19 protein-coding genes and 1 other RNA gene are annotated in these 24,456 nt (G+C 53.7%); 9 read left to right on the forward strand and 11 right to left on the reverse strand.

From position 1 onward, the window contains the following. Positions 1 to 202: 202 nt before the first annotated feature. From MK110_03200 to MK110_03210, 3 genes are read right to left on the reverse strand one after another with little or no spacing between them, the layout of a single operon-like run. Positions 203 to 1,018 (reverse strand): DUF3365 domain-containing protein, encoded by an 816-nt coding sequence (locus MK110_03200; GenBank protein MCH2210282.1) that lies wholly within the window; start codon positions 1,016 to 1,018, stop codon positions 203 to 205. After that, positions 1,015 to 1,707, reverse strand: a complete 693-nt coding sequence (locus tag MK110_03205) for a cytochrome c3 family protein (protein MCH2210283.1) — start codon at positions 1,705 to 1,707, stop codon at positions 1,015 to 1,017. The genes MK110_03200 and MK110_03205 overlap by 4 nt, the downstream gene beginning before the upstream one ends. 1 nt (position 1,708) lies before the next feature. Next, positions 1,709 to 2,797 (reverse strand): hypothetical protein, encoded by a 1,089-nt coding sequence (locus tag MK110_03210; GenBank protein MCH2210284.1) that lies wholly within the window; start codon positions 2,795 to 2,797, stop codon positions 1,709 to 1,711. Positions 2,798 to 3,579: 782 nt separating this feature from the next. Here MK110_03210 and MK110_03215 point away from each other — a divergent pair. Continuing rightward, positions 3,580 to 5,079, forward strand: coding sequence for a hypothetical protein (locus MK110_03215; GenBank protein ID MCH2210285.1), 1,500 nt, complete (start codon positions 3,580 to 3,582; stop codon positions 5,077 to 5,079). Between the two features lie 300 nt (positions 5,080 to 5,379). Beyond that, entirely contained in the window at positions 5,380 to 5,688 is a 309-nt protein-coding gene (locus MK110_03220) for a hypothetical protein (protein MCH2210286.1), read from the forward strand. 148 nt (positions 5,689 to 5,836) lie between these two features. Here the strand turns inward: MK110_03220 and MK110_03225 are convergent, their stop codons facing one another. Continuing rightward, positions 5,837 to 6,166, reverse strand: coding sequence for a hypothetical protein (locus tag MK110_03225; GenBank protein ID MCH2210287.1), 330 nt, complete (start codon positions 6,164 to 6,166; stop codon positions 5,837 to 5,839). An 826-nt stretch (positions 6,167 to 6,992) separates the two neighbouring features. Between MK110_03225 and MK110_03230 the strand changes: the two genes are divergently transcribed. The 3 genes from MK110_03230 to MK110_03240 all read left to right on the forward strand — a co-directional run bounded on the left by MK110_03230 (position 6,993) and on the right by MK110_03240 (position 10,305). Next, positions 6,993 to 8,063 carry a hypothetical protein gene (locus MK110_03230; GenBank protein ID MCH2210288.1) on the forward strand — a complete coding sequence of 357 codons (1,071 nt, stop codon included), beginning with the start codon at positions 6,993 to 6,995 and terminating at the stop codon, positions 8,061 to 8,063. 143 nt (positions 8,064 to 8,206) lie between these two features. Further along, a complete protein-coding gene (locus tag MK110_03235; GenBank protein ID MCH2210289.1) occupies positions 8,207 to 9,205 on the forward strand; it encodes a SoxR reducing system RseC family protein in 999 nt (332 codons plus the stop codon). Between the two features lie 110 nt (positions 9,206 to 9,315). Then, positions 9,316 to 10,305: a hypothetical protein gene (locus MK110_03240; GenBank protein MCH2210290.1), complete on the forward strand. Its 990-nt coding sequence runs from the start codon at positions 9,316 to 9,318 to the stop codon at positions 10,303 to 10,305. Between the two features lie 285 nt (positions 10,306 to 10,590). Here the strand turns inward: MK110_03240 and MK110_03245 are convergent, their stop codons facing one another. Beyond that, entirely contained in the window at positions 10,591 to 11,202 is a 612-nt protein-coding gene (locus tag MK110_03245; GenBank protein ID MCH2210291.1) for a hypothetical protein, read from the reverse strand. 418 nt (positions 11,203 to 11,620) lie between these two features. Between MK110_03245 and MK110_03250 the strand changes: the two genes are divergently transcribed. After that, on the forward strand, positions 11,621 to 12,880 hold the full coding sequence (locus MK110_03250; protein MCH2210292.1) for a hypothetical protein: 1,260 nt from the start codon (positions 11,621 to 11,623) through the stop codon (positions 12,878 to 12,880). A 120-nt stretch (positions 12,881 to 13,000) separates the two neighbouring features. On the opposite strand, the gene ssrA is transcribed toward MK110_03250, so the two are convergent. Next, positions 13,001 to 13,358, reverse strand: a transfer-messenger RNA (tmRNA) gene (gene ssrA / locus MK110_03255). Positions 13,359 to 13,793: 435 nt separating this feature from the next. Here ssrA and MK110_03260 point away from each other — a divergent pair. Together MK110_03260 and MK110_03265 are read left to right on the forward strand one after the other, a co-directional pair. After that, positions 13,794 to 16,745, forward strand: a complete 2,952-nt coding sequence (locus MK110_03260) for a DUF1592 domain-containing protein (GenBank protein ID MCH2210293.1) — start codon at positions 13,794 to 13,796, stop codon at positions 16,743 to 16,745. Between the two features lie 87 nt (positions 16,746 to 16,832). Beyond that, positions 16,833 to 18,179 (forward strand): DUF1552 domain-containing protein, encoded by a 1,347-nt coding sequence (locus MK110_03265; GenBank protein MCH2210294.1) that lies wholly within the window; start codon positions 16,833 to 16,835, stop codon positions 18,177 to 18,179. 35 nt (positions 18,180 to 18,214) lie between these two features. Here the strand turns inward: MK110_03265 and MK110_03270 are convergent, their stop codons facing one another. Both MK110_03270 and MK110_03275 read right to left on the reverse strand, forming a co-directional pair. Further along, complete coding sequence (locus tag MK110_03270; GenBank protein MCH2210295.1) at positions 18,215 to 18,985, reverse strand: hypothetical protein; 771 nt, start codon at positions 18,983 to 18,985, stop codon at positions 18,215 to 18,217. Positions 18,986 to 19,327: 342 nt separating this feature from the next. After that, the gene (locus tag MK110_03275; GenBank protein ID MCH2210296.1) at positions 19,328 to 21,004 is read right to left on the reverse strand and encodes a glycosyltransferase family 39 protein; all 1,677 of its coding nucleotides are present in this window, start codon (positions 21,002 to 21,004) and stop codon (positions 19,328 to 19,330) included. Positions 21,005 to 21,302: 298 nt separating this feature from the next. Here MK110_03275 and MK110_03280 point away from each other — a divergent pair, with 298 nt between their 5' ends. Beyond that, a complete protein-coding gene (locus tag MK110_03280) occupies positions 21,303 to 21,815 on the forward strand; it encodes an FxsA family protein (protein ID MCH2210297.1) in 513 nt (170 codons plus the stop codon). Positions 21,816 to 22,153: 338 nt separating this feature from the next. Here MK110_03280 and MK110_03285 read toward each other — a convergent pair whose 3' ends face one another. The 3 genes from MK110_03285 to MK110_03295 all read right to left on the reverse strand — a co-directional run bounded on the left by MK110_03285 (position 22,154) and on the right by MK110_03295 (position 24,424). Further along, on the reverse strand, positions 22,154 to 22,399 hold the full coding sequence (locus MK110_03285) for a hypothetical protein (protein MCH2210298.1): 246 nt from the start codon (positions 22,397 to 22,399) through the stop codon (positions 22,154 to 22,156). 865 nt (positions 22,400 to 23,264) lie between these two features. After that, positions 23,265 to 23,657, reverse strand: a complete 393-nt coding sequence (locus MK110_03290) for a hypothetical protein (GenBank protein ID MCH2210299.1) — start codon at positions 23,655 to 23,657, stop codon at positions 23,265 to 23,267. Further along, complete coding sequence (locus tag MK110_03295) at positions 23,654 to 24,424, reverse strand: sugar phosphate isomerase/epimerase (GenBank protein MCH2210300.1); 771 nt, start codon at positions 24,422 to 24,424, stop codon at positions 23,654 to 23,656. Before MK110_03295 ends, MK110_03290 begins: the two co-directional genes overlap by 4 nt. Between the last annotated feature and the right edge of the window lie 32 nt (positions 24,425 to 24,456).

The following is a 24,456-nucleotide window of genomic DNA, read 5'->3' on the forward strand; positions in this document are numbered from 1 at the left end:
ATGAAGTTGGGTTTTGACGGGGACCCGTTTTGCCCATATTGAACAATGTTTGCTTTGTATGTACTTTCGGATGCAATGCAGCTATCGATGTTATCACCGTCGCTCAGAAGCCGTGTTCCGTATGGATTGATCAGAAACGGGTCACCGTCAACGCTGTGCAGCCGTTGAGAAGAGCACAATGCCATACATCGCGGGGTGGATTTCAGTTTAAGAGATGCTCGAGCGTCCGTCTGGATGCACGTCGTTCGAATTCCGTCATAAATGTGTCTGCATCCGGTAAAGCGAAACCCTGTTCAGGCCAGCGTTTACCGATCTCCGGTTTTCGATCGAAGGATTTCACTTTGGTCAGATATTTTTTATAGGCCGTACGAAATCCAGTTCGTACAGCACTGATGATGTTCATGTACTCAGCAACAGTCACTGTCGCTTTCGGATAATTCCATGTTGTGGCTCCCATGATATCGCCGAGTTTCCAGTCATGTTTTGGTGAGTCGGGATGGCCATTATGGCAGTTGATACACGCATCGACTGTGGCAAAGTCGGGAAACATTGCTGTCCAGCGTTCAGTGCTTTCGTCAAAAAAAAACTCGGCGGCGCGGCTTTTCAGTATGTTCTCGAAATGCAGTTTCTGAGTACCTGAAAAGTGGTTTGATGCAGTGATTGGCCGATGAGATCCCAGGAACAGTCCCAGAGGAACAGGGCTGTGGTTGAGACTCTCTGCGGCCGTGCGAAGGTACACAGCCGGCAATGGACCGGCCTCAACGTCGGGATGTTTCCAGTCTTCGCTGAACTTAAGGCCCGTTGTTTTACCGGCGCCTACAATCGACTGGGTATATAATGATCGTACAACATCATTCTCGGCGGCGATTGTTTGCAGGACTTTTTGTATTGGTACAGATGCTGTCGATGGCCCCTGTGCTTTATGCGAATCCGGCAGTGGCGGCGGAGCTGAAACAAAAGTCCAGACGAGTATCACAAGCAGTGCCAGTGCTGTGAGTTGTCTGCCGGTTATCGTCATCGGATGGGTGTCCGTTCGTCTGCATAGAGGCGAATGAGGTCTCCGTACGGACTTTCTTTTTCGCTTCCATTGAGATAGTCCTGAATGAGTTCCACGTTGACGGCCTGAGTCAGATCGCGAGGCGTGTTCCAGTGATGATTGTCATGGTAATCATGGCACATCAGACATGTGTCCCAGCGGGCGTCCGCAGTGAGGAGTTCGTGCGACGGACTTGTGATGTCATTTTCAAGCTTAAGGTCCTGATGGCAATGCTGACAAAAGTTTCCTCCTCGAACGGAAATTTCCCCGCGGTGTTCTGTATGGCAGCTCAAACAGTCGTGCGGCGAGATCTTCGTTCGGACTTCAGCGAATTTGGGTTCCAGAAAACGATATGTGGAGTGTGGATCGGTTTCAGATGAATGGCAGTCCAGGCAGTCATCGGTTTTGATTTGTTTGTGTACGAAGTCAGCACCGTACTTTCGAAAACCCAGCCAGTGTTTTACGTTTGCCTGAACCTGCTGGCGAAGAGTGCCGTCGGCAGGGCGGTGACATTGAGTACAGGCAAGACCGGCGTGAATATCACGCGAACCGCCGGGACTACTCAGTCTTTCCATGCCGGTAACCTGCAGGGCGATCATGACTGCGGTACAGGCGAGGATTGCGGCTGTCACTGGTGCGCGTCGGATGGAACGACTGCCGGGGATCGCCATGTTATGGACCTCCGTGACTCAGAATGTTCCACACATGATGTACAGATAAGACGGTGATGAGACTGGAAAAGATTATGTGAGGAAAGAGCCACCAGCGAAAATATCGCATCTGTCGCTCACGAGAAGGCAAAGTGAATCGATCGCAGATTCCAACAATCGTATTGAGGATGAAGAGTAACCACAGAATCTGCACGGTTCCGGTCCCTCCGGAACTGCCATGCAGAAGTAACAGCAGCGGCGACCACGCTCCCAGATCCCTGTGCCATTCACGCAGACGGGGACTGACATGTCCGGACCCGCTCCACTGTTTTGCCGGAAGCCACCATTGGAACCCGAGAAACATCAGCAGGGCACTGCCTGATAACCAGTGTCCGACGGGAGTGGATTGCCAATGGCTGACTGCTTCGGGCACGAGGTCGAGCAAAACAAATAAAGTCACGCTCAGGCTGGTCGAAATTCCGATCATAAACCGGCGGGCATGGTCTGTCGGTTTATGATCGATGTTGACCGTTTGTGTCGGACATCGTTCGATGAGTATACGGCCCGGATCGATTTTGAGTTCGTCGAGCGCCGTCGTGACACTCTTTGCGTACCGATCCGGGCCACAAACCATCCAGTGGGCGTCCGGGTATTGCTGGTTTAGTCTGCGGATTTCGTCGAATGTGACTCGTTCGCCATCGGCGGCGCATCGACACCGATAATTGATGCCATCGTAGTTGGCTGCCGCTGTTTCAAATTCTGTCTTGCCAGTCAGTTGATCGGCTGTGTGAGCGGTATGGTCAATCATCACATGAGCACCGGACCTCAATTGGCTTCGCGATCGAACGATCGCCAAAGCCGGAGTTGCTCCAGTGCCTGCCACCATAATCAGCAGTGACACAGGTCTGGAAAGGTCCGGCACAAAAGGGCTGACTTCCTGGATTCGTTCTGCGTTGTTTGGTTCTCGCTGTACCGGAACTACCTCAGATACCCGTTCCTGTGCTTCATTCATGGTGGTTACTGCATCTTCAGGATCATTCGTTCGAAACCCTGAGAACGGATGATCCTGAACATCGATGGCGGTGGAATTCAGTTCGAACAAGCCATGCACACAACCATCCTGATTCCGATGAGCATAACATTTGATATCGATTATGGGGACACAGAGTGTGGGATGGAATTACGTTGACCGGAACCGCCACCACATGCTGATGTCAGATTGTTTACATCAGCCGTTTATCTTCTGCAAGCTGTCCCGGTCAGTCCCTGACGATCCGAGTCGGGCCACCCGGTTCCGGATCATCGTCACAATCACGTGGTCTGACTTTTACACCGGAAAACTGCCATTTGAACTGCACGCGTGCTGAAAACCATGTCGACCACTCACCACTCAGATAAACCGACCGCGGAAAACGCATCTGCCGGCAGGAGAGACCACGACGGCGTCAACAGGCAATGTCGGCCACAACAGGACTCGTTCCCTGTTTACTCTGGTTGGTACGTTCGTTTTTCCTTTGACCAAGTCTTTCTGTGTCAATTCGTGGCGCGGTTCCACGCATCAGGAAATTCGTCTTGGCCGGCCTCGGTACCGTGTGTGCCGACAGCGGACGTGTTTCCATTCCGGTCTGATATCCGGTGATGTCTTTTACCGCATCTGTCCCTTCCGGATTTTGTCATTCAGAATGTTCTTCTCTGGACGGATCGTCCGGCCGATAGAACCGTCATAATCGTTAAAGTTGGACGTTGCAGTCCGCCGATGCTCTGTGAACGGGCCAGTCCGCAGCAGGGGGCATGCGTGTCTGGATTCAGCTGGCTGTTTTGCTGTCTGCATGGTGAACGTCAGGCAGAACACTGACCGTATTCTGTCCCGCATCCCTAACGGCAGTGATTTCTATGCGACAACGCAGCGGATTGCCGGTGTTGACTATTGTGTTCCTGTGCGCCGCCGCAGAAATGTTGAGCATTGGTGCTCAGGAAATTCTGCCTGTTTCGGAACCTGTCGGTCTTGGTGTTCCGGGGCCTTTCGGTGGTCAGATTCAGGTAACGCAGCAACATGTTCGAGCTGATTTGAATGTCGTTTCGGGTGAGCAAGTTTTAGATGCACTGCCGCGGAAAGGGATATCGACTTCATCGCCTCTGACCACAGGTCACATTGGTTCCTCAAAATCGGGTTCGGGTTGCGGCGACGGGTGTGGCGTTGAGTGTGGTGAGAGCTGTTGTTACACGCAAACATCGGCGGCCTGTATTGAATGTCCTCACGTGACCACATTGAGTCCGTATTTCAATCTGAGAATATTCGGGTCACTGAATGCTGAGATGTTGTTTGCTGAATCTCGCCCGCTGTTGCCCTCAGGGGTTGTGCTGATCTCACCAAACCTCGGTAAAGACACACGGACGTTCGAAGCTCATGCCAAGTCCACCAATTTTGGTGTCGCATTCCAGGGACCAAAGATCGGTCAGTTTCAATCCAGTGGTACGTTTCTCAGTTACCTGTACGGCGAACAGTTTCAGGCTGACCGCTACGGGCCTTACATCGTGCGGGCCTTCGGGCAGCTGAAAAGTAAACATCTCAGTTTTGCGGCCGGCCTTCAGGGAGACCTGATCAATCCGTTGTCACCGACCACCCTGAATTTCAATGCCGGCAATCTGGCTGGTAACCTTGGGTTTCTTCGCGGACAGCTTCGGGCTGAGTATCGGAAACAGATTGCGCGGGACACTCAACTGACGACGCAGGTTGCTCTCAGCGATCCGACCCCCACATCGTTTGCGGACTTCGACAGACCGCCGCTGAACTTGCTGGAAGACAACGGGTGGCCGAATCTGGAAGCACGTGTGGCACTGGGGATCGGTCCGCAGCAGGGTCGCCCAGACGCTCCAAATCGGCCGCTGGAGCTTGGTGTCTCCGGACTTGTGGGTGAACTTCGAAGGACAGATGTACCAACTGTTCCCAATCACATTATTGATGTCTGGGCCTTCGGGTTTGACGGCAGTATCGCGATTTCAGATACGATGGGGGTGAAAGGCGAATTGTTCACCGGTCAGGGAATTGGCAACTACAATGCCGGCATACTGCAGGTGGACAATGATGTTTTTAATCCGGTTCGGTCGACTGGCGGCTGGGCCGAACTTTATTATCACTGGAGTCCGTGTCTGCATTCTCATGTGGGGTATTGTGTCGACGATCCACTGGATCGAACGGTTGTGGAAGGAATGACAGCCGCACGACCGATCAGAAACCAGCTGATATTTGCCAATCTGATCTGGGACGTCAGTGCCAGTCTGGAGATTGGTTTTGAAGTCAGCCACTGGGAAACAGACTATGCCAACATTACTCCTGTTGACATCAGTAATGATTCCATGGTTTATCATACGCGAGTTCGTCTGAAATTCTGATTTCGACCGCCAGACAAACGGCATCAGGCAATCCGGATTTGGCTGCGACCGGTTGGGCAGTGGCGAAGCTGTTGCCGACGTCTTATAGTCGGCATTATGCAAATCCGCAGCGACTACCTCATTGCCTGTCTGATCATCGCTATCGCTGCTCTGGCGGTGTTTTCCGGCGGCCTGTCACTGGCCCCGCTGTACGGGTTCGATGACGATGTCTAAATTCTCAACAATCAGTCGCGTCTGGTCATCTCAGCGGAGAACATTCGTTTCTGGGTAACGTCATCGTATTTTAAGACGTACATCCCGGTGACGATGTTGAGTGATACGGTCGACTATGCCGTTGGCGGAGTCGATGTCTTTGTGTACCACCTGCAGAGTCTATTCTGGCATATTGTGTCAGCCTGTGGCCTGTTGGCTCTGCTGCGATTGCTTGAGGTGCATCCCCGAATCGCCCTGATGACCGCATTAATCTGGACGGTGCACCCGCAGCGCGTCGAATCGGTTGTCTGGATATCCGAACGCAAGGACGTCGTCTGCGCCGCTTGGTATCTGTGGGGCCTGGTGCTGTATATCCACTATCGTAACGTGCACCGGCCCGGTGGCGGTGGGGAATAATGATGTGTTCACCGAAGTGACTTGTCACGCCGGACGACCTGACAAATACCTCTTGCGCTACAGGATTGTTTCTGCAGGATACAACGTGGTGGCAAATGTCGCTGAATTTGAAAAGAACTTTTTCGGACGGAATCCGGTCCTGCGGTGATTAACGGGTAAAGCCGTCCAGCCGTCCAGCCGTCCAGCCGTCCAGCCGTCCAGCCGTCCAGCCGTTCGGGAGTCCGTTCTCACCGCAGGGACGCTGATCAACGATGACGGCTGGAGCCGCTGATGCGGCCGGTGCGATCATAGAAAGTTGTTCGTCCGTTGTTGGTCCGGCTGGATCCAACACTTCGCCCACTTCGTTCAAAATAGCTGCCTCGCTGCGATCGTGAACCGACCGAACTGCGCAACTGGGCGAAGTTAAATCTGCCATCAGGGAATCAGCGGAGACTGTGAACGTGGCCAGTACGATCAACGCGAAATGATTTCGTTTCATGATTCTTCCCCCGGGAAAAAAAGAATCCATACGTCAGCCAGAGTGTGGAGCAGATCCCGTGCCGAGGATTAGTGATCGCGGTTTAAGACTGTGATTTTATGGCAATGTATCGGCTTGTCTGCCTGGCGTCCGCATTTGTGTGTCGCTGAACTGCGATAGCTTGTTCTCACAACGACGATCCTTCGGCCAGCGTAACTACGGGTCGCCTCATTCGTACTCATGGGGGCGCATCGAGACGTTGCTGCCTCCTGGTCGAATTTTAAGGCGCCTGTTTGACGCAGATTCTTTACGTTCTGGCCTTTCGTGTGTCGTTTCGGTGTGATCAGAAACAGTTTTTTTCGAGGTTGCATCTGACTGGATCCTCTCGCTTCCACTCATACAACAACTGGAACGCAACAGGACCCACGATGCACTTTCCCGGCAATGCATCGATGTTGTGAAACAGCTGCTTCAACGGATATATTTGGATGGTGTTTACGGGAGGGGCCGACTGGCAGGCGGCGTCAAATAATGCCCGGGCATCCGGCGATTTCTCCATCACGTTCCGTTAAGATGAACCGCAGCAGGGACAAGCTCAAAACGGGGTATGGTCCCAGGGGACAGGTCGACAACATAAGCCGGTGCAACCAGATCAGTCGATCGAGTGAAATTGATCGACGGCGAATTGGTTTGGCAAAACACGGGACAAATCGGCCTCTGCACGTATCGCCGCATCTGCACTGCACGCGATGCAACGTGACAAATTCGCGCCGAAGGAAGCCGCTCGCTGTCAATGAAGTGGAAAGGCAGACGAATGAGGTGGAAAGCCAAACGCAGGAATTTGCAAATGGACGCTCATTACACCGAGCCAGGCCCCGTCGCGCGAGTCTTATGGGTCATCTTTTTTGGGCTCCTGTTATGTCTCGGATTACCAGTTCCAGTTATGTTCGTGTTCTTCGTTCTGAAGGAACTCTCTAACTTCAGATACGAATTGGAAGGCTTCTTAATCGGGCTGCCATTTCTCATTATGTCGGTGATGTGGTCGGGTTACTGGGGCTATAGGATTGCCGACACTCTGAAATCCAGGCATTTCAATCCAGGAGAACTGGACAGATTGCAGTCGTTGGCGGAGGCTGATCGACCCGAGATGTCCAGCGACTCGCTGGTTTATCGTTTTAATAAAAAAATCGGACTGGGTAAGACCGGAGCGGTCTACGTTGACCAGGCCGGCCGGATGCTTCACTTCTTTAATTGTCACCTGGCCCGGGGATTCTGGACACTGACCGCATCCCGGTGGTTCAGTTGCGCATTCGATGAACTTCGAGCAGTCACTGCGTTTAAGGCACCTTATGTACAACGAGGGGCCGGCAGTTCATACCGTGTGAATCGAGGTTCTGAGTCTCTGACCGTAGTGACCGTCGGCGGGAAAGCCAAAATTCCGGGAACGTCAACCGGCTACGAGGAAATGCGGGACATCATCAAAAAACTTAAGCCCGTGGCAGACGAGGACGCTTCGACCGAGCATCCGGCGACGTTTTTTGCTTTACTATGGGGGAGTATCGTCGGAGGAATCGGTGGATTGATTGTGGCACAACCGACGGTGTCCACCAGTGATGGTGATCTCTTCTGGGGGAGTCTCTGGATCGGCGCTGCAGTGGGGATTGCCAGCAGTTTGCTGCTGATCTGGTTCGCTGGTCGCTTCCTGAAAATTAATCTTGCCGTGCCCATGATGTTGAGTCTTATCGCAGGCGGCAGCGTACTGATGCTGGGAGTCTCGTTCGATCCTCTCGTTGCTGTCATTTTGGCGTTCCTTGCCACAATTACGGGCGGCGTGCTTGGACTTTATGGCCAATTCACCAAAAAAAAGGATGTCGAGTCGAAGCAGGACAAACGGAAGTCGGACCACCGTACTTTATGAGATGACACTGTCTCAGATGACACTGTCTCAGATGACACTGTCCATGAGGATCAATGGCTGAACATGGCAGTGGATCAGGACACGACTGCAGAGGCGCTCTCGGTCAGGAATGATGGGAAGAGTATCTGAAGAAAGGCAGACGAATGAGTTCGAAAGACGGACGCAGGAAGACGAAACACTCCCCCTTTGTTGTGTTCATCTCCAAAGCCGTGACACTGATCTTTGGGGTGGGATTTGGATTCGGGCTTCCCGTCTTTGTTCTCACTCAGGATGCGTTTAGCCGGGACAATATGGTTAAAGACCCCATTGGGGTGATTTTGGTGATGATTTTATTGTTGATGGTTGTGGCGATGGGATGTGGAGCGATCTGGTTCAGTCTGTTTTTGAAAAATCGAACTCCCGCGGAACAGGAACAGGTCAGACAGAAGTTACTCCAGTCTGCAGATGCTCCCGAGATGTCCGGAGATACGCTGTTTTATAGTTTTGAAAAACTGAATAAGTCTGGAGTGGGAGCGGTCTACGTTGACCCGGCCAGTCGCATGCTTCACTTCTGTAATTGCCACACACACCGGGGATTCTGGAATGTGTTTGCATCCCGATGGTTCAGTTGCGCCGTCGACGAACTTCGAGCAGCCTACGCTTTTAAGCCGCCCCGGACACGGCGATCTGGTGAGTCTCATGAGTCTCTGACCGTGGTGACCACCGGTGGAAAAGCAACGATTCCTGGAACGGCAATCGGCTACAGGAGAATGCGGGCCATCATCAAGGAGTTTAAACCCGTGGCAGACCCGGAAACCGCGACCGAGCATCCGGGGATGCTGTTTGCCTTAATAGGCGGAGCCTTCATTGGATTTATGTTCGTTTACGGTACCTTCGATCTTCGTACGACATCCGATCTGTATTACGTGGTCGGTGCTGTTCTGGGTGCCGTCATCGCCTGGCTACTGGTCCGGTTTGGAGGTCATTTCCTGAAAATCAACGTTTCAGAGAAAAAGAAACAGAAATCAGGCCACCGCAAAACACCAGATTACACGTTCCATGCCGACCACCAGTTGAACATGGGAATTTATCAGGACACGACCGCAGGCGACGACTCGGGCAGGAATGATGTGAAGAGTGATCGTGGAAAGGCAGACGCATGAGTTCGAAAGATGGACGCAGGAAGACGAAACCGTCCGATCCCGAGGTAGGCGGGCGGATCCTCCTGGTCATCTTTTATGGGTTCATATTTTGTCTCATATTACTTTTTCCAGTGGTAATTCTCTTTCACACCCTGAATGACCCTTCAGGATTCAGTTTTGAATGGGCAGACCTCTTTGTGGGGATTCCAGTAATCATTGCTGTGTTGGCCATGTTGGGTGCCAGCGGCTATGTCGTTGTCAACAATCTGAAATTCAGGCGTTTCAATCCAGGCGAACTGGCCAGATTGCAGTCATTAGCGGAGGCTGATCGACCCGAGATGTCCAGCGACTCACTGGTTTATCGTTTTAATAAAAAAATCGGACTGGGTAAGACCGGAGCGGTCTACGTTGATCAGGCCGGCCGGATGCTTCACTTCTTTAATTGCCATGTGCCCCGGGGATTCTGGAATTCGCAACCTTCGAAGTGGTTCAGTTGCGCATTCGATGAACTTCGAGCAGTCACTGCGTTTAAGGCACCTTATGTAAAACGAGGGGCCGGCAGTTCATACCGTGTGAATCGAGGTCCAGAGTCTCTGACCGTGGTGACCGTCGTCGGCAAAGCCAAAATTCCGGGAAGGGCAACCGGCTACGAGGAAGTGCGAGACATCATCAAAAAGCTTAAGCCCGTGGCAGAAGCGGAAGCTTCGACCGAGCACCCGGCGACGAGGTCTGCCTTATTATGGGGGAGCGGAGTCGGATTGTTTTCCGGATTGTGGTACGCGAGTTTGTTTCCCAACACAGCCAACAATGACATCATACTCTATCTGTGTGTGTTAGTGGGCCCTGTTGTGGGGATTGCCGGCAGTTGTCTGCTGATCTGGTTTGCGGGGCGGTTCCTGAAAATTAACCTTGCTGAGCCGATGGTGTCCAGTCTGGTGACAGGCGTCGTGGGACTGATGTTGGCAAGTCCCTTGAAAGATCAGTCGGTTGTCCACATGGTGGGAATCCTTGCCGCAGTCGCGGGCGGCGTGATTGGACTCCTTGGCCAATTCACTAAAAAAAATGATGTCGAGTCGAAGCAGGATAAACGGGAGTCCGTTGGTGACGACTTATCAGGCTGAAGACCAGATCGCCCCAATTAGCGGAACGAAATAGAGCCAAACGCGCTTGTACTTATGATGTTTGAAAAACCGCGCCGGTGTCATCGGGACGGCAATAAACTTCACGTGCCAAAAGACGCTCGGAAGTGACTGGACGCCAGCGAATACAGGCCCGCCTCAACTCAGCATTGGGTTTCTCGATTTGCCAGTCGAAAAGCGGTTTGTGGGATGAGAAGCTGCCGTCAGCCCGCAGGTTCGGCGATCGAAAATATCACGGCTTGACCGTATTCCCGTCGTCTCCTGAACTTACTTCTTCAAATAGTTATCGCGTATCGTGTGCAGCTGTTTCCAGATCGCCGTATCCTGCATCTGAGGTGATACGCAGGCAAAAACGTAGTTGCGATCGTTTTTTGTCCATGTCCGAATCTCCAGGTGCAGCTTCTGTGGCTTCTTCGTGGCGAACGGTTCGACCCAATCAAGAGTGCCTGTGTACAACATGGGCTTCTCCGCAGCCTTTTCGTCCGAGGAAGTCTTTGCGGCGGATTGAACTCGCCGCAGTTCCAGTGTGAACTCAGACGGATCGACGTCCGGATTCTTTCCGTTCAGGACTGCCTGGCAGAGACCTCGGTAGTATTTCAGGAACTCCTCTCTGATGACGGTTTCTGTCAGAACGGGCGTCAGTTCAAGCTCAAACGCAAAGGCATAGGAGAAAAATGAATCCGACTCAGGTTTCATCATCCCGGGCGAAAAGCGAATATGTTCCAAACCTTTCAGCTTCATGTTGGGAGCAAACCCCGGCGGAAGCTTAATGGTTTCGCCACCCCACCCGGCCGGTGCGGCAAGCTTTAAAGATCCTGGTTCATTGGCGACCAAAAGCGATCCCGACATCAGCAGACTGGCAGCAAACAGGCGTAGCATTGGAATTTCCCTGCGGCGGGGATTGAACGAACGACGTCAACCGCACCTTAGACAAAGGCTACGTCTGTGTCGCCTGAACCTTGTGGATGCGGAGCCGGTGGAGATAAATACCGGAAGCCGCGAGAGCAGGTGAACGAAGCGAATGCCGAATCGCGAACGTCAGCACTGGTTGAAACGCCTCTCTGGACGCGGGATACTGCAGGGCTCATGAAATGAGCTGCGTTTCCCGGGTTACGCAGGTCGAGCGAGAGCATGGACAACGATCACGACAAACGTCTGCGCGATCACTCCAGCATCGCAGGAGTCGGCGGGGTTTTCGTAAGACACAAAGAGTAATTGCGACCACACAGTGCGTGTGCAGATCCAGTTCTCCAGGGCGGTCTCGTTGCATTCGACAAACCCAAGGATAGGAATTTCTATGATCAATAGCGTCGTTCGTGTTCGTTTGTTGACGGTATCACTCTGTCTGATTGGGCTGCCGGTTTTGGGACAGGCATCGACTGAGCCTGGTCCTTTCTCACGGCTTTACTTCGACGCTCTTCTGGTGGATTCGTTACAGGCGCAGAAGGCTCTTCCTGAGATCACCCGCGCCGGCGAGGGAGCCGCGACCCGCCTCGCGGGCGGGGGACGGCTTTACGTTGCGAGCACCCGGCACGACTTTGTCTCGGAGGCCAGGGTGCGCGCCGGAGGTTTGATGTGCATCAACGAGTACCGACGAGGACAATCACTTTCATCAGAAGACGCCGTCGTCGTCGGCTGGTCGAATATCACACCGGAACAGGACCTGGCGTTGGTGAGGGAGCTGGGTGCGTCGGGCGCCTTTGTTGTCGGGATCGGACCGAAGTCCGGTGGCTCGGCCACGGCAGCGCTTTTATCCGAAGTTGATGTGTACCTGGACAGCTCTACCTCTGCCGATAATGACGCCAGGCGTCCGTTCGATGGCGAAGCGTATCCCTTCATCTCCCTCAATAATCTGGCTCTTCTCTGGGCGTTCACCGGTGAAATGACGGCCGCCCTCACGCGACACGACATGATGCCGGCGTTCTATCAGAGCGTGCTCGTGCCAGGCGCTCGAGAACGTAACCGTCGACACGAGGGCAAACAGCTCGTTCACAGCCCGACCATTCCTCCGGTGCGACCAGGACAGCTCGGCCGCAACTACCTCGCTGGGCTGGGTTGTTCTTTTCGTTCGCTCCGAGATAAGGAGGCCGGAACGATCGACCGCGTCGCCCGCACCTGTCTGGAGGTCAGGGCCAGCGGAAACCGGATTCACGCCTGGCTCATTGCGCACTTCCCCTACCACCAGCCAGGTATGCCGGGCGACCCGGGCTTCTTCGAGCAGTTGGAGAAGGTGTCCGGCGAGGTCCCGACGACGACGAAGCTTGAGAAGACTCTGCAGTCCGGTGATCTGTTCTTCTTCCTTGGCTACTACCGCCGGCCGGCGGGAGCCTATCGGGTCGCGCGGCGTGCCGGGGCGTCGATCGTGGAAGTGATTGCCGGGCTCGATAATGCGCCGCTGAAGGAACCCGCTCCGGATCACATCATCCGACCGTGGTGGTCCTATGGCGACGCGCTGGTGTCGGTGCCGAACTACGATATTCGCATTCTGCCGAGCTCGGGGATCGTCCAGGCGTCGATCTATTGGGCGGTTGTCGGATCGATGGTGGCGGAGCGATAGATTTCGGCGGGCAACACGGCGACCATGGAACGGACTGCCGTTAACGACGAAAACCCCTGCGGTAACAGGGGGTTAGACGCCGTTTGTCCGTGCCCGACAATCGATGGCACGGACGGTGAAAAGTGGAGGCGGCGGGAATCGAACCCGCGTCCTGTGGACTCTTAACCAGAACTTCTACGTGTGTAGTTCGTTGATTGATCTCGCGACGATGAGGTTCTCCGAACAAGACCTTCCGTCACTAGCTCACCACGAATCTTACACTGGCCGTAGCGAACATTGAGCCAGTGCCAGTCTGATTTTGCAACCGAACTTCGGACTCCTCAGACGGGGATTCCTTGTTCGGGACAGCCTATTTCTAGGCAGCCAGAGAGTACTGCGGTGTTGCAGTTATTGTTTGATCAGCTTTTTACGAGGCCGGCTGATCAACCTCGACACGCCGCCCTGATCGACGATGACCCAGTCAAATCCGATCGCCCCCGATTTCAGGTGCCACCAGACAAACGAAGCTGCCCGATGACCAAAGGAATTCTACACGTTTGTCGGCTGTCCGGACAGAATTCTTCAGGATTTTGTCCGGACAGCATTGTTTGCACTATGATCACCAGTCGCAAATCTTCCTGCATTCGTACTGAGTACGCTGATAATCGATGACCACCAATGAGGTGTTCTAATAAGCAAATACGCCACCGGTGAAGCTGCGGTGTGATCAAAACGAGTTGAGAATCGACAAGGCTGGATCACTGCAGTAAATTGGAACTCTGGCCAGACGCAGTCGGGATGAGCTCAACCGGACAGGCGTTTGGCCGATTGGTTGCTACGAGTGACTGTGCCAAAGGAGTCCCGGATGGTCACCCGATGAAATTGACGGCCGTTTGAAATGCCGACGTCCAGGCGTTTTCAGTGAAGACCTCCCATGCAGATTCATCACGTCGTTATTACCGCGATCATCCTGTTCCCGGGATGGATTCTGCCGCGAACGATGTCCGCGGAACCAGCCGCACCCGATCGGCAGCCAGACTTTGCGGACAGCGTACGTCCCTTTCTGCAGACCTACTGCGTGGAATGCCACGGCAGTGAGAAACAGGAGGGCAAGCTGGATCTCAGCCATCACTCGACGTCGGAGACGATTGCCAAAAATTATCGTCTCTGGGATCTCGTCCTTGAGAGGCTGGAAGCCAAAGAGATGCCGCCGGAAGAGGCAAGTCGACATCCAGCGCCGGAAGTACTCAGGGACGTGATCGACTCGCTTCAGGCACTGCGCCGTCAGGAAGCGCAGCGGCGGGCCGGTGATCCTGGGCGGGTCCTGCCTCGTCGTCTGAGTAATGCCGAGTATGACTATACCATTCGCGATTTGACGGGCGTTGACATCAGACCAACACGGGAGTTCCCGATCGACCCCGCTAATGAGGCGGGATTCGACAATTCAGGTGAATCCCTGGCGATGTCCCCGGCATTGTTCCGGAAGTACCTGGCGGCTGCGCGATCCGTGGCGGACCACATCGTGTTGAAACCGAAGGGGTTCGTGTTTGCGCCACATCCTGCTGTCACGGACACCGACCGGGATAAGTACTGTGTCCATCGGATCGTTGACTTCTATCGCCGACAGAAAGTCGACTATGCCGACTACTTCCTGGCTGCCTGGCAATACAAACATCGCCATGATGAAGGTAAGTCGGACGCGTCACTGGTCGATGTTGCTGCTGAGGCAGGTGTCAGCGCCAAATATCTGACCACTCTCTGGTCGTTGCTGACCCGAAAACGGCAGGCCGGAGGGCCACTTGGGGATCTTCAGGGGATGTGGAGGGAACTCCCGGAACCGAACGCCAAACACTCTGATGCTGTCCGCAGTGCCTGTGAAGAGATGCGCGACTTCGTCAATCGTGAGCGACTCAAATTTGTCGTCCCCCCGCGCAGCATTGGTTTGCAGGGGATCTCAAGGGGATCTCAGCCTCTGGTACTCTGGGAGAATCGTCAACTGGCTGAGCACCGTATGAAATATCACATACCGGAAACCACCTCTGACGAGGGTGATCAGCTGACGTCTGCTCATGAGGAAGACATTGCAAATTTCTGTGAGATTTTTCCCGATACGTTTTTCGTGTCGCAACGCGACGCTTCCGTCAATCCGGCAAATCGCAAAGAGGGACGGTTGCTGAGCGCTGGTTTCCATCTGATGGTTGGTTACTTCCGCGACGATCAACCACTGTACCGGCTGATTCTGGATGAACAACGGCAGCAGGAACTGGACGCTCTCTGGCAGGAACTCGATTTCATTACGTTTGCCCCTGTACGGCAATACAGGGATTTCATCTTCTTCGAACGCGCGGAACCTCGCTGGTTCATGCGGGATTCCATCTTTGATTTTGCACGGGCGGAGGACAAGAACGTCAGCTCTGAAGCAATGATCCGGCGACTTGCCGAGGTCTATCTGACGAAGGCCCGTCTACCACCTGAGTCACAGACCGACGACGAGGAGTATGGACTGGATTCCGAAAAACACGGCGGCCGGGATGAGGCTCTGCAGGCGATCGAGGAATATTTTACGAGTATGTCTGCCCGAATCCGCAGGGTGGAACGTTCGCGTCTGGACGCCCACAGCAGTCATGTTGAGGCTCTCCAGGATTTTTCAGAGAAAGCCTTCCGACGTCCCTTGACTGAGTCAGAACGCAGTGGGATTCCTGCATTCTATCAGTCTCTGCGAGAGGAAGGCCTGAACCACGAAGATGCTGTCCGCGATGTGGTGGTGAGCACACTGATGTCACCCTGGTTCTGTTATCGCGCCGATCTTCCCCAGGCCGGCAGGGTTACCAGTCCGTTGTCTGACTACGATCTGGCCAGTCGGCTGAGCTACTTTCTTTGGGCCAGCCTGCCTGATGACGAGTTGTTGAGCCATGCCGCGGCCGGAGACCTGCACAGGCGTGAGGTTCTTCTTGCTCAGACACGACGCATGCTGCGGGACCAACGCGTCCGGGGTATGGCTACGGAATTTGGCGGTCACTGGCTGGACTTTCGCCGGTTCGAGCAGCACAACAGCGTCGACCGCAGGCGTTTCAAAAGCTTTACAAACAAACTTCGAAAGTCGATGTACGAAGAGCCTCTGCGTTTCTTTGTTGACCTCGTGCAGCGAAATGGCTCGATACTCGATTTTATCTATGGCGACTACACAATTGTGGATGCCGTTCTGGCCGAACACTACGGAATGCCGTCACCAAATGTGGAGCGAGACGACTGGGTCCGGATTGAAGACGCGCGGCGTTACGGACGTGGGGGGCTGCTGCCGATGTCTGTATTCCTGACCAGCAATTCACCGGGACTGCGGACCAGTCCGGTGAAACGTGGCTATTGGGTTGTCCGTCGCGTGCTTGGCCAGCACATTCCGCCACCCCCGCCGAATGTCCCCGAGTTGCCGGAGGACGAGGCACAACTGGGGGACCTTTCACTGCGACAAATCATGGCCCGACACCGTAATGATCCTGGTTGCGCCGGCTGTCACGATCATTTCGATTCGATTGGTCTGGTCTTCGAAGATTACGGTCCGATTGGTGAGCGGCGTGAAGAGGATCTCGGCGGTCGGCCCGTCGATACTCGTGCAACGTTTCCGGGTGGTGACGAGGGGACCGGACTGGACGGTCTGCGCCTCTATTTGTCTGAACACCGCCAGGACGATTTTGTCGATAACCTCTGCCGCAGGTTACTGGCCTATGCCCTCGGACGCAGCCTGCTGCTTTCGGATGAGGCTGCGATTCAAAATATGCGAGATAATCTGGCGGACCAGGGTTTCTGCTTTAGCAGTTTGGTGGAAACCATCGTTACCAGCCCCCAGTTCCTCAATAAACGCGGTCGAGATTACGAAACTGAGCATTGATATCGAATAAAACAAATGCCGACGGTAGGATGTTGATCATCAGTTTGCGGTGGCATCAGTGTTTAATGGGTACTCAGAGACAGAACAATGAATACCAGCAACTCAAAATCAGGCCGACGAACATTTCTCCACGGTGTGGGCGTCACGATGGCTCTCCCGTGGCTTGAGTCGATTCCGGTTTGGGGTGACAGTGCTGTGACCGACAACGCTGCCACCGACAGTGAGTCCGCTGATTATCCCCGGCGATTCGCGGCGATGTTTATGGGCAACGGCATTAACCCCGGTAACTGGTGGGCCAAAGGAACGGGTGCCGAGATGCAGCTCGGCAGGTGCCTTGAGCCCATGGAACCGCTGAAGACCAGGCTGAATTTCATAACGGGTCTGTTCAACAAAAATGCGACAGATGTCCACATTCACCCTGGGCAGACCGGAAATATTCTTTCCGGGGCTTCGCTGCAGCGAGGGGCTGTGCTCAAGGGGGATATCAGTATGGACCAGATGCTCGCCAGACACCTGGGCGATCAGACTGTCCAGCCCAGTCTGGTGCTTGGCTGCGAACATCCACTGACGGGTTACCACGAATCCAATTTTTCGATGGCTTACAGTTCACACATCTCCTGGCAGAACCCAACGGCGCCCGTCCCGATGGAAGTCTATCCCTCACTGGCCTTCGACAGTCTTTTCGATAATCAGGGCAGCAGACGGACTCAAAGCGTTCTGGATCGTGTGAAAGAACATGCCGCGCACCTCAGTCGCCTTGTCAGCCAGTCAGATCGAGGCAGACTTGACGAATATCTGACCAGTGTGCGAGAGGTGGAGAAACGTGTTGAGCGGATGCGAGCTATGAAAGACCGGGCAGGTGAACACGCCCGAAATCAGGGCCGGACAACCATCACCATGGATCGTCCGGACAACGGGCTGCCGGAAGACATCCGCGAGCATATGCGGCTGATGTGCGACATGATCGCGATCGCTTTTCAGACGGACAAGACACGTGTCGCGACTTTGTTACTCTGCCGAGACCTTTCCGGCCTGTTTTACCCGTTTCTGGATGTGCGCACCGCACACCATCCGGCCTCACACGATGACGAGTCCGAGGCCTATGAGCGTGTGACTCGCTACTACTGCAGTCAATTTGCCTGGCTTGCGGAACGACTCAACGCCATGCCGGAAGGCAACGGTACTGTTCTGGACAATTCCTGCCTGCTGTTCATCTCAAGCATGTGGTCCGGAAGTCAACACGACTCCAGTAAAGTTCCGGTGCTGCTTGCCGGAAATCTGGGAGGTACACTGGAAACAGGTCGAGTGTTGGATTACAGCGAGGCCGGTGACGAGAATCGCAAGCTGTGCAGCCTGTACCTGTCGATCATGGATCGTATGGGTGTTGAACTGGATCACTTCGGTGATGCCGATACGCGACTTGCGTGTCTGTAAGCATTCGACCGCTGTACATCTCTGCACCATCGCCTTCAACGGTCAGACGGTATCAGGTGAATCTGACGAACATCCATCACGGCAGCGTTGGCTTTGGTAACCGGCTCGACTTTCAGTGACTGGCTTCCCTTTCTGCTGATCGTCAAATTACCGATCTTTCGTTCTTTGAAGTTCTGAAAGTGTCCGGTGTCTTCGACGAGAAAAGTCAGTTCACTGTTTCCGACGCTGATCTTTACCTCAGATCCGCCATGCCCTTTGCCGCAGCCCTGCAGAATGTGGACTTCGTATGTCCCTGGTTGTGTGATATTCAGTTGCCACTGGCACCAGTCTTCTTCGTCTGCCCAGTAGCCAACCGTATTCTTGTGCGGCTGAGGTTCATAGCGCAGTAGTCGGCCGTGCACCACCGCATGATGAGCGGGCAGAACGAAATCACCGTCGGCTGAGGGTTGCACGAGGAACGGCTGAGTCAACAACTGAGGGCTTCCCACTGTTTCAATCACGACGGTGGCGGGTGCTGTTACTGCTTCAGGAAGTGTGATCAACCACTCTGACACTTCGGGCACGAACTGTAGTTGAGTTTTCTTCTCGTCAGATTTAAGAAAGATCCGCTGATACGGATTGTTAATGCGCGGAATCCTGACCACTCGATCGTCCGGGACAGACAGAATTCGAAGTTCGACCGTCTTTACCGTTGTGACAATCTCACCCCACTCCAGCTTCGTGGGAAAGCAAGTCTCATTCCCGGCGACAACGAAGGTCGAAACAGTTGTGGCCAGCAATGACAGGAGATGGAAAGGTGAAAACATCTGTTGCCCGGAGTCTTGAAGGTGTTGTGAGACAGTGGAAGAATAATCACCAAGGGTAACTGGATGGTGGTACTCGGCGCAGCCTCATTTTGCTGCAATTCTGCAAATTTTTCCGCGGAATTGTTAGGGCCGTGACGTGGACGGTCAATCCAGTGCCTGAGCCTGATCTGCACGCACCATTAGTGTACGTCCTCGAGGGCGATCACGAATGTTGGATGTGTCGTGTTTCCGGGTGTGATTTTCACTTGACCGAAGGCTGTGGTCAGGTAGTGCACGAACTGTTTGCCTGAACAGTCACGGATGAGCGGCGGGAAAGTACGGCGACGACGAACAACTTGCCTGTTACCACGCAGGTTTCCGACTCCAGGTCGTCTTGCGGGTATCAATGAGTTGGGCCAGAATTCGATCATTCAGGCGAATTTCCACCAGGGGCTGATTGTCCGCTGGAGGATTGCGCAATACGGGAGGCAGGTCGGCAAGACGATGGATCAGCAGAATCAATCCCCGTTGTTCGTTGGGATCATAGAAGAACGGTTCCAGCTGAATTCCTCGCTGCCGTACCAACGGGATCATTGCCATCATGTGTTGCAGCAGAGGCGAATGAAGGACGGGCGCAACTGCCACGGAGCTTCCCTCCGGAACCTGTTCCCAGAATTGTGTGTTCAGTGCGTCACCCCAGTAACTGCATTCGAACATTTCATCATCGGGATCAAACGCACGTACGATGACGTTGTAGGCATCTCCTGCAAACGGACCGAGTTGGGTGGCCGTCATTACAGCATCTGCAAGCAGCAGTACACACAGAATTCCCGTCAATAGTTTTGGCAGATCGGGCTGTTTCCGGGGAGAGGGAGATGTCGATGCAGACGTTGAGTTCCATGCTGTGTCGAACATCAGCGCCAGGCCTCGCGCGGCAAGGATTGCCACTGCCGGCATGATAAACAGAAACAGTCGCGTTCCGTCGTATACTGGAATTCCTGGAATGGCAAATACCGACAACGGCAGTATTGCAGATAACAGCAGCAGACCTTCTTCGGGCTGGAGACGACGTTGAAACAGTCTGGTCAACACACAGACTATTGTGTGCAGAGGGATCGTGACTGCAGCAATTACTAATGGGTAATGAAATGGAGTCAGCTTGTCGACAAAGCGATGACCCAGGTACCAGTTGTTGACAGGTGATCGAACAGCTGTCGACCTCAGGTATGACAGTGTATTTTGAAGTGGATCCAGCCAAAGCCATGGCCAGCCGCAGAAGAAGACGACGAGTCCCGTAACGGCCATGATACTCAACGGAATCAAAGACTTCAGTCGATACCTTGAAATTGCGAAGACGACAAGAGTCGGTGGCAGAAAAATGGCCTGGATCTTGACCAGCATCAGGACACCCCACAGGCATCCGCTGACGGTGGCCTGCAGAGCTGTCGGCGGACGTGCGCGAGTCCACCAGCTGAGCAGTGGCATCAGAGCAGCAAACCAAGCAAGCGTTGTCAGAGTCTCAAGCGATGCGATTCGGGAATGACCGACAACTCGTGGCATTGTCATCAGCAGCACGCCTGCGATGACGGCCGTTGTTACGCCGTAACGGCGACCGGTCCATAGCGCCATCAGAAACACGGTGAAAGCCAAAGCTGCTGACGAAGCCAGACGGGCTGCCGGAACATTGACGACAGACAGTTCCGCGCCTGGGATTGCCCACGACGTTAGTTCGTGAGTGGCTCCCAGCAGAAAACGTCCCAGAGGTACGTAGTCTGGCAGGTAGTTTGGATCTCCGTAGACCTGTTCCGCTTTTGCCGGCAGCATCATTAGCGGGCCATGCTGAGCAAATGCGTTCCACAGATAGATTCCCTGACGAATATTGATGGATTCATCTGTGGTCAGACCTGGACCATCCGGGAGAAATGAGTCCACCAGTCCATGATTGATTCGTGACGACGAAATCAGGAACGCTGCGATTCCCAGGATCACTGCGGTCAGCCAGCTGAATTGTGGATTTGAGTCAGCGGAGTTACTGTTCATGTAGTTGACTGACGGCGAATCCGGGCCGGAAACTGTAAAAATCGCAGTAGAGCAGAAGATGTACCACTTGGTCATTGTGCAGGTGTGTGTCCGCCGACAACTTTGTGCATCGCTGCTCGCACGAACCTGACCTGAAATCCGAACGACAGCACTGATTCTGATCAACCGTACTGAGGGAGACCATCGCAGTTTTTTCGGACGCAGATCATTGCTAAAAGCGATACTGTTCCTCGTACGCCCTGGCGACTAGAATCGTGGGTAACATTCCAGTCATACGGGGCACTCGTCCGGAAAGACGATGAAGACGCAATCCGTGCCAATCTCAATTACCGGCAGGCTGCTGTTGGCATTCATTCTGGTGCCGCTGATTGAGCTGACCCTTCTTCATCAGTTGTACCTGCGGACCAGCTTTATCACCACCCTGCTGGTCGTCGTGTTCACCGGAATACTGGGCGTCAGTCTGGCTCGACGTCAGGGACTGGCTGTTTGGCGAGGTATTCATCGTCAGCTGGCCGAAGGGAACAATCCCTCCGTGGAGATTGTCAACGGAGTCATGATTCTATTTGCAGGGGCATTGTTGATGACTCCTGGCATGCTCACAGACGCCGTTGGATTTGCCTTGCTGATTCCGTGGATCCGACAGCGCCTTCGGCTCCGTCTGACGGACTGGTTTCGCAAGCGTACGATCAGACAGTTCGGTGGATCACGACCGTCGGATAGATTTCGTCAGCAGGACACTGTCTCGCAGCCGTCTGTTCGAGTTGTCGATCCCCCGGGGACAAAAGCATCAGCTGGTGACAGAGCGGACTGACGACCTGTGGCACTGGTCTGACTGAACATGTTGCGGTCCAGGCTGATGGCTTACGATTCCAGGCCGGCACGAATACGGTCTGATGAACAACTCCCTGGTTCAGCCAGTCAGCAAAGGACAATTTCTGAACTGATGTGGACCCTGGCTGATGGTGTTCTGACCTGAAGTTGGCGGGACGCAGATGCCTGCTGATTTGCCGGGAATACGGCTCTAAAAATCAAATCATTCCGAAGCTGAAAAATGAGCATTGTTCACAGGCTGTCGGATCCCCGTACCGTCACGCTTACGGTAGTGTTTTGTGTTGATCCAACGGCGTTTCTTGTTGTTTTCGTGGTGATTTAATACATGGTGTTTACGTTGAATTTTACTGTTAGATAGTCGTCAAAAGTTTCCAGGTCTTTTGCATAGAGTGCAATGGCTTCGACTAAGCCAAATAAATCATGAATCTCCGGCGTCGTTGTTTCTGCTTTTGAGGCAGTTGGTGTCGGAAGGTTGGTTTCACCGTTTTCTTCGCTGGTGAACTGTTGCGTTTTACTGTTAACAATGGTGATTTCCAGATCCTTGAAACGATAAACCGGGTTCATCTTGAGTAGCCTTTAGTGTTGTTAACTGCTGTGCTATGTCTGTGTTAACAAGTTCCCGCAACAGAAGTCACTGTTGATGTCTGCTGCATAGGGGGGATGGGGGTCTGACCAGTTGAATCTCTCGGGAGGTTTTATGATTTTGCGTTGTGCCTTTATTTGTTGGCCGGCAAAACGGCAGCGGTCCTGCGGTGATTCCGAATCTGTGACACTTGGTGTTGCTGTCGAAGGGACGGGGTGTCTGCCAATCAATGCGTTTGTTAATCGAGTGAACTCATAATGAGCTGATTACTGCGTCAATGTCTACGGGGCTGATGACGAAATGTGTTGATAGTCCGGTTGAAGCTGAATTGATGTGAATCTGGTTGCCGTGGTTCAATGAGAGCTTGTAAATACAAACTGACAGATTCGTCCGGTTACATTGACGGTCCCCGTTTCCATTGATCGATTTATCAGATGATTACTGATGCGGGCGTGAGGTTCTGAGGTGCCCGAGAAAATTTATGTTGTGAAGCATGTCGTTTCGTTCTTTTGTCGTGGCCTACTGAGCCAGTGACAAACGCGGGATACACGCATGACGTCCGTCGGTAAGTGAGTGCCTGCTGGTACCGCACTCTTCGAGACATTGTGGATGTCGGCAATTCATCTAAGTGGAGCAGTACTAACGTCAGAATCGGGTGTTATTCGGATGGCCTATACCGGAAACTCCCGTGCCGCACGTGGTTGAATAGACTGGTTAGGGCGAATAGAGGGGGCTGTTCGGGTGTTGTTGGATATGCACACAATTATCTTGGTGGTCAGGAGCTACGCAACGTCCAAGTTTGTTGTAGTACTGACGCCAAATCTGTCCACAGAAAATTCGGGCCGTTCAATGGTTTATTGTCTGGGGGCCGAGTTTGGTAACCCCGGTAGATAGCATCAGACGGTCTTGCCCGGTGGGAAACGGAATGGATTCCAGTAGATCGCATTCACTGCGAACTTCAACAATCCGGTTCAGATCAGGACCGATCTGCCCGCCAAGACAGGCTCTGCGGCGGCAGGCAAGGCAGGCCGCAGCCGGGCTCTGAGACACTTTCAAACCACCACGAATGTCGGCGTTTGGCAGGAGGGCCATTATTGACTGGACACGTTCCGGCTTGTGCCCGTTTTCCAATGCAATCCTCGCGAGCAGCGGGCCGGTTTCATTGACGACACGGTTTCCGAAACGGCTCACAATCTGAGTGACTCGGTCAGGCAGCAGTGAGCTGGCCGCGGGGATCACGATTCAAATCGGGCCCCATGTGCCGTCAGGTAGTCACGGCCGGAATCGAGAGACTGCCAGACGGTGGATGATGACTCGATTTCGAACAAGGCGACTCCGTTGAAGTTAATGTGAGCCAGGGCATCAAGCTGTTCTGACCAGTTGATGTCACCGTCATCAACAGATTCCAGGAATTGCCCGTTTGCTCGCTGTTTGAAGTGCACCATGGAAATTTCATTTGACCGGAGTGATCGGGTAATGACGTCTGGGGCGATCTTTTCAGTCTGCAGCAGGAGATTTGCTGCGTCGTAGCAGAGTTGAAGTGGGCTGTCATCCCCGCGTCTTAACCGCTGTTGCTCCATGATTTGATGAAACAGGCTCCACGGCTGGATTGAATTTTCAACGGAAAGCGTCACGTTGCGGAGTTTCGCGGCGTCGGCGAGCCGGGTCATCGTATCTACGATCTTCTCCGTTTGAGACTTCGTTAATTCAGTGAATTGTGTCGTCAGATCAACGAGTCTGAGATGTGGCTTGAATTGCCCGGAAACGGCGCGTGCTGCCTGCAGTCCCGCCTGAACCAGAGGTGCGTCCGGGACGAGCGTGTTTGAAAGAACGGGCATTGCCATGGCCATGTTGAACTGCACGGTTGGGAACAGATTTGGTAAGGTCGAGAGTGCCTCGGTATTCGGCATGTGCTCCGGACCGGATTCAAATTTACCGAGACATGTCTGACGCAACTCGACTGCTCGGTACCCTCGTGTCACAGCTTCCGTGATCAGAGTTTCCATGGGGATCTCCTCCAAAAGTTGCTTTCGCCAGC

Origin of the sequence: Fuerstiella sp. (assembly GCA_022447225.1) — a bacterium.
In the GTDB taxonomy this organism is placed as follows: Bacteria; Planctomycetota; Planctomycetia; order Planctomycetales; family Planctomycetaceae; genus S139-18.

Excerpts from the sequence above, each read along its gene's own strand:
- MK110_03200 (MCH2210282.1), bottom strand. The coding sequence starts at position 1,018 with ATGACGATAACCGGCAGACAACTCACAGCACTGGCACTGCTTGTGATA.
- MK110_03205 (MCH2210283.1), bottom strand. The coding sequence starts at position 1,707 with ATGGCGATCCCCGGCAGTCGTTCCATCCGACGCGCACCAGTGACAGCC.
- MK110_03215 (MCH2210285.1), top strand. The coding sequence starts at position 3,580 with ATGCGACAACGCAGCGGATTGCCGGTGTTGACTATTGTGTTCCTGTGC.
- MK110_03225 (MCH2210287.1), bottom strand. The coding sequence starts at position 6,166 with ATGAAACGAAATCATTTCGCGTTGATCGTACTGGCCACGTTCACAGTC.
- MK110_03230 (MCH2210288.1), top strand. The coding sequence starts at position 6,993 with ATGGACGCTCATTACACCGAGCCAGGCCCCGTCGCGCGAGTCTTATGG.
- MK110_03235 (MCH2210289.1), top strand. The coding sequence starts at position 8,207 with ATGAGTTCGAAAGACGGACGCAGGAAGACGAAACACTCCCCCTTTGTT.
- MK110_03245 (MCH2210291.1), bottom strand. The coding sequence starts at position 11,202 with ATGCTACGCCTGTTTGCTGCCAGTCTGCTGATGTCGGGATCGCTTTTG.
- MK110_03250 (MCH2210292.1), top strand. The coding sequence starts at position 11,621 with ATGATCAATAGCGTCGTTCGTGTTCGTTTGTTGACGGTATCACTCTGT.
- MK110_03260 (MCH2210293.1), top strand. The coding sequence starts at position 13,794 with ATGCAGATTCATCACGTCGTTATTACCGCGATCATCCTGTTCCCGGGA.
- MK110_03265 (MCH2210294.1), top strand. The coding sequence starts at position 16,833 with ATGAATACCAGCAACTCAAAATCAGGCCGACGAACATTTCTCCACGGT.
- MK110_03270 (MCH2210295.1), bottom strand. The coding sequence starts at position 18,985 with ATGTTTTCACCTTTCCATCTCCTGTCATTGCTGGCCACAACTGTTTCG.
- MK110_03275 (MCH2210296.1), bottom strand. The coding sequence starts at position 21,004 with ATGAACAGTAACTCCGCTGACTCAAATCCACAATTCAGCTGGCTGACC.
- MK110_03280 (MCH2210297.1), top strand. The coding sequence starts at position 21,303 with ATGAAGACGCAATCCGTGCCAATCTCAATTACCGGCAGGCTGCTGTTG.
- MK110_03285 (MCH2210298.1), bottom strand. The coding sequence starts at position 22,399 with ATGAACCCGGTTTATCGTTTCAAGGATCTGGAAATCACCATTGTTAAC.
- MK110_03295 (MCH2210300.1), bottom strand. The coding sequence starts at position 24,424 with ATGGAAACTCTGATCACGGAAGCTGTGACACGAGGGTACCGAGCAGTC.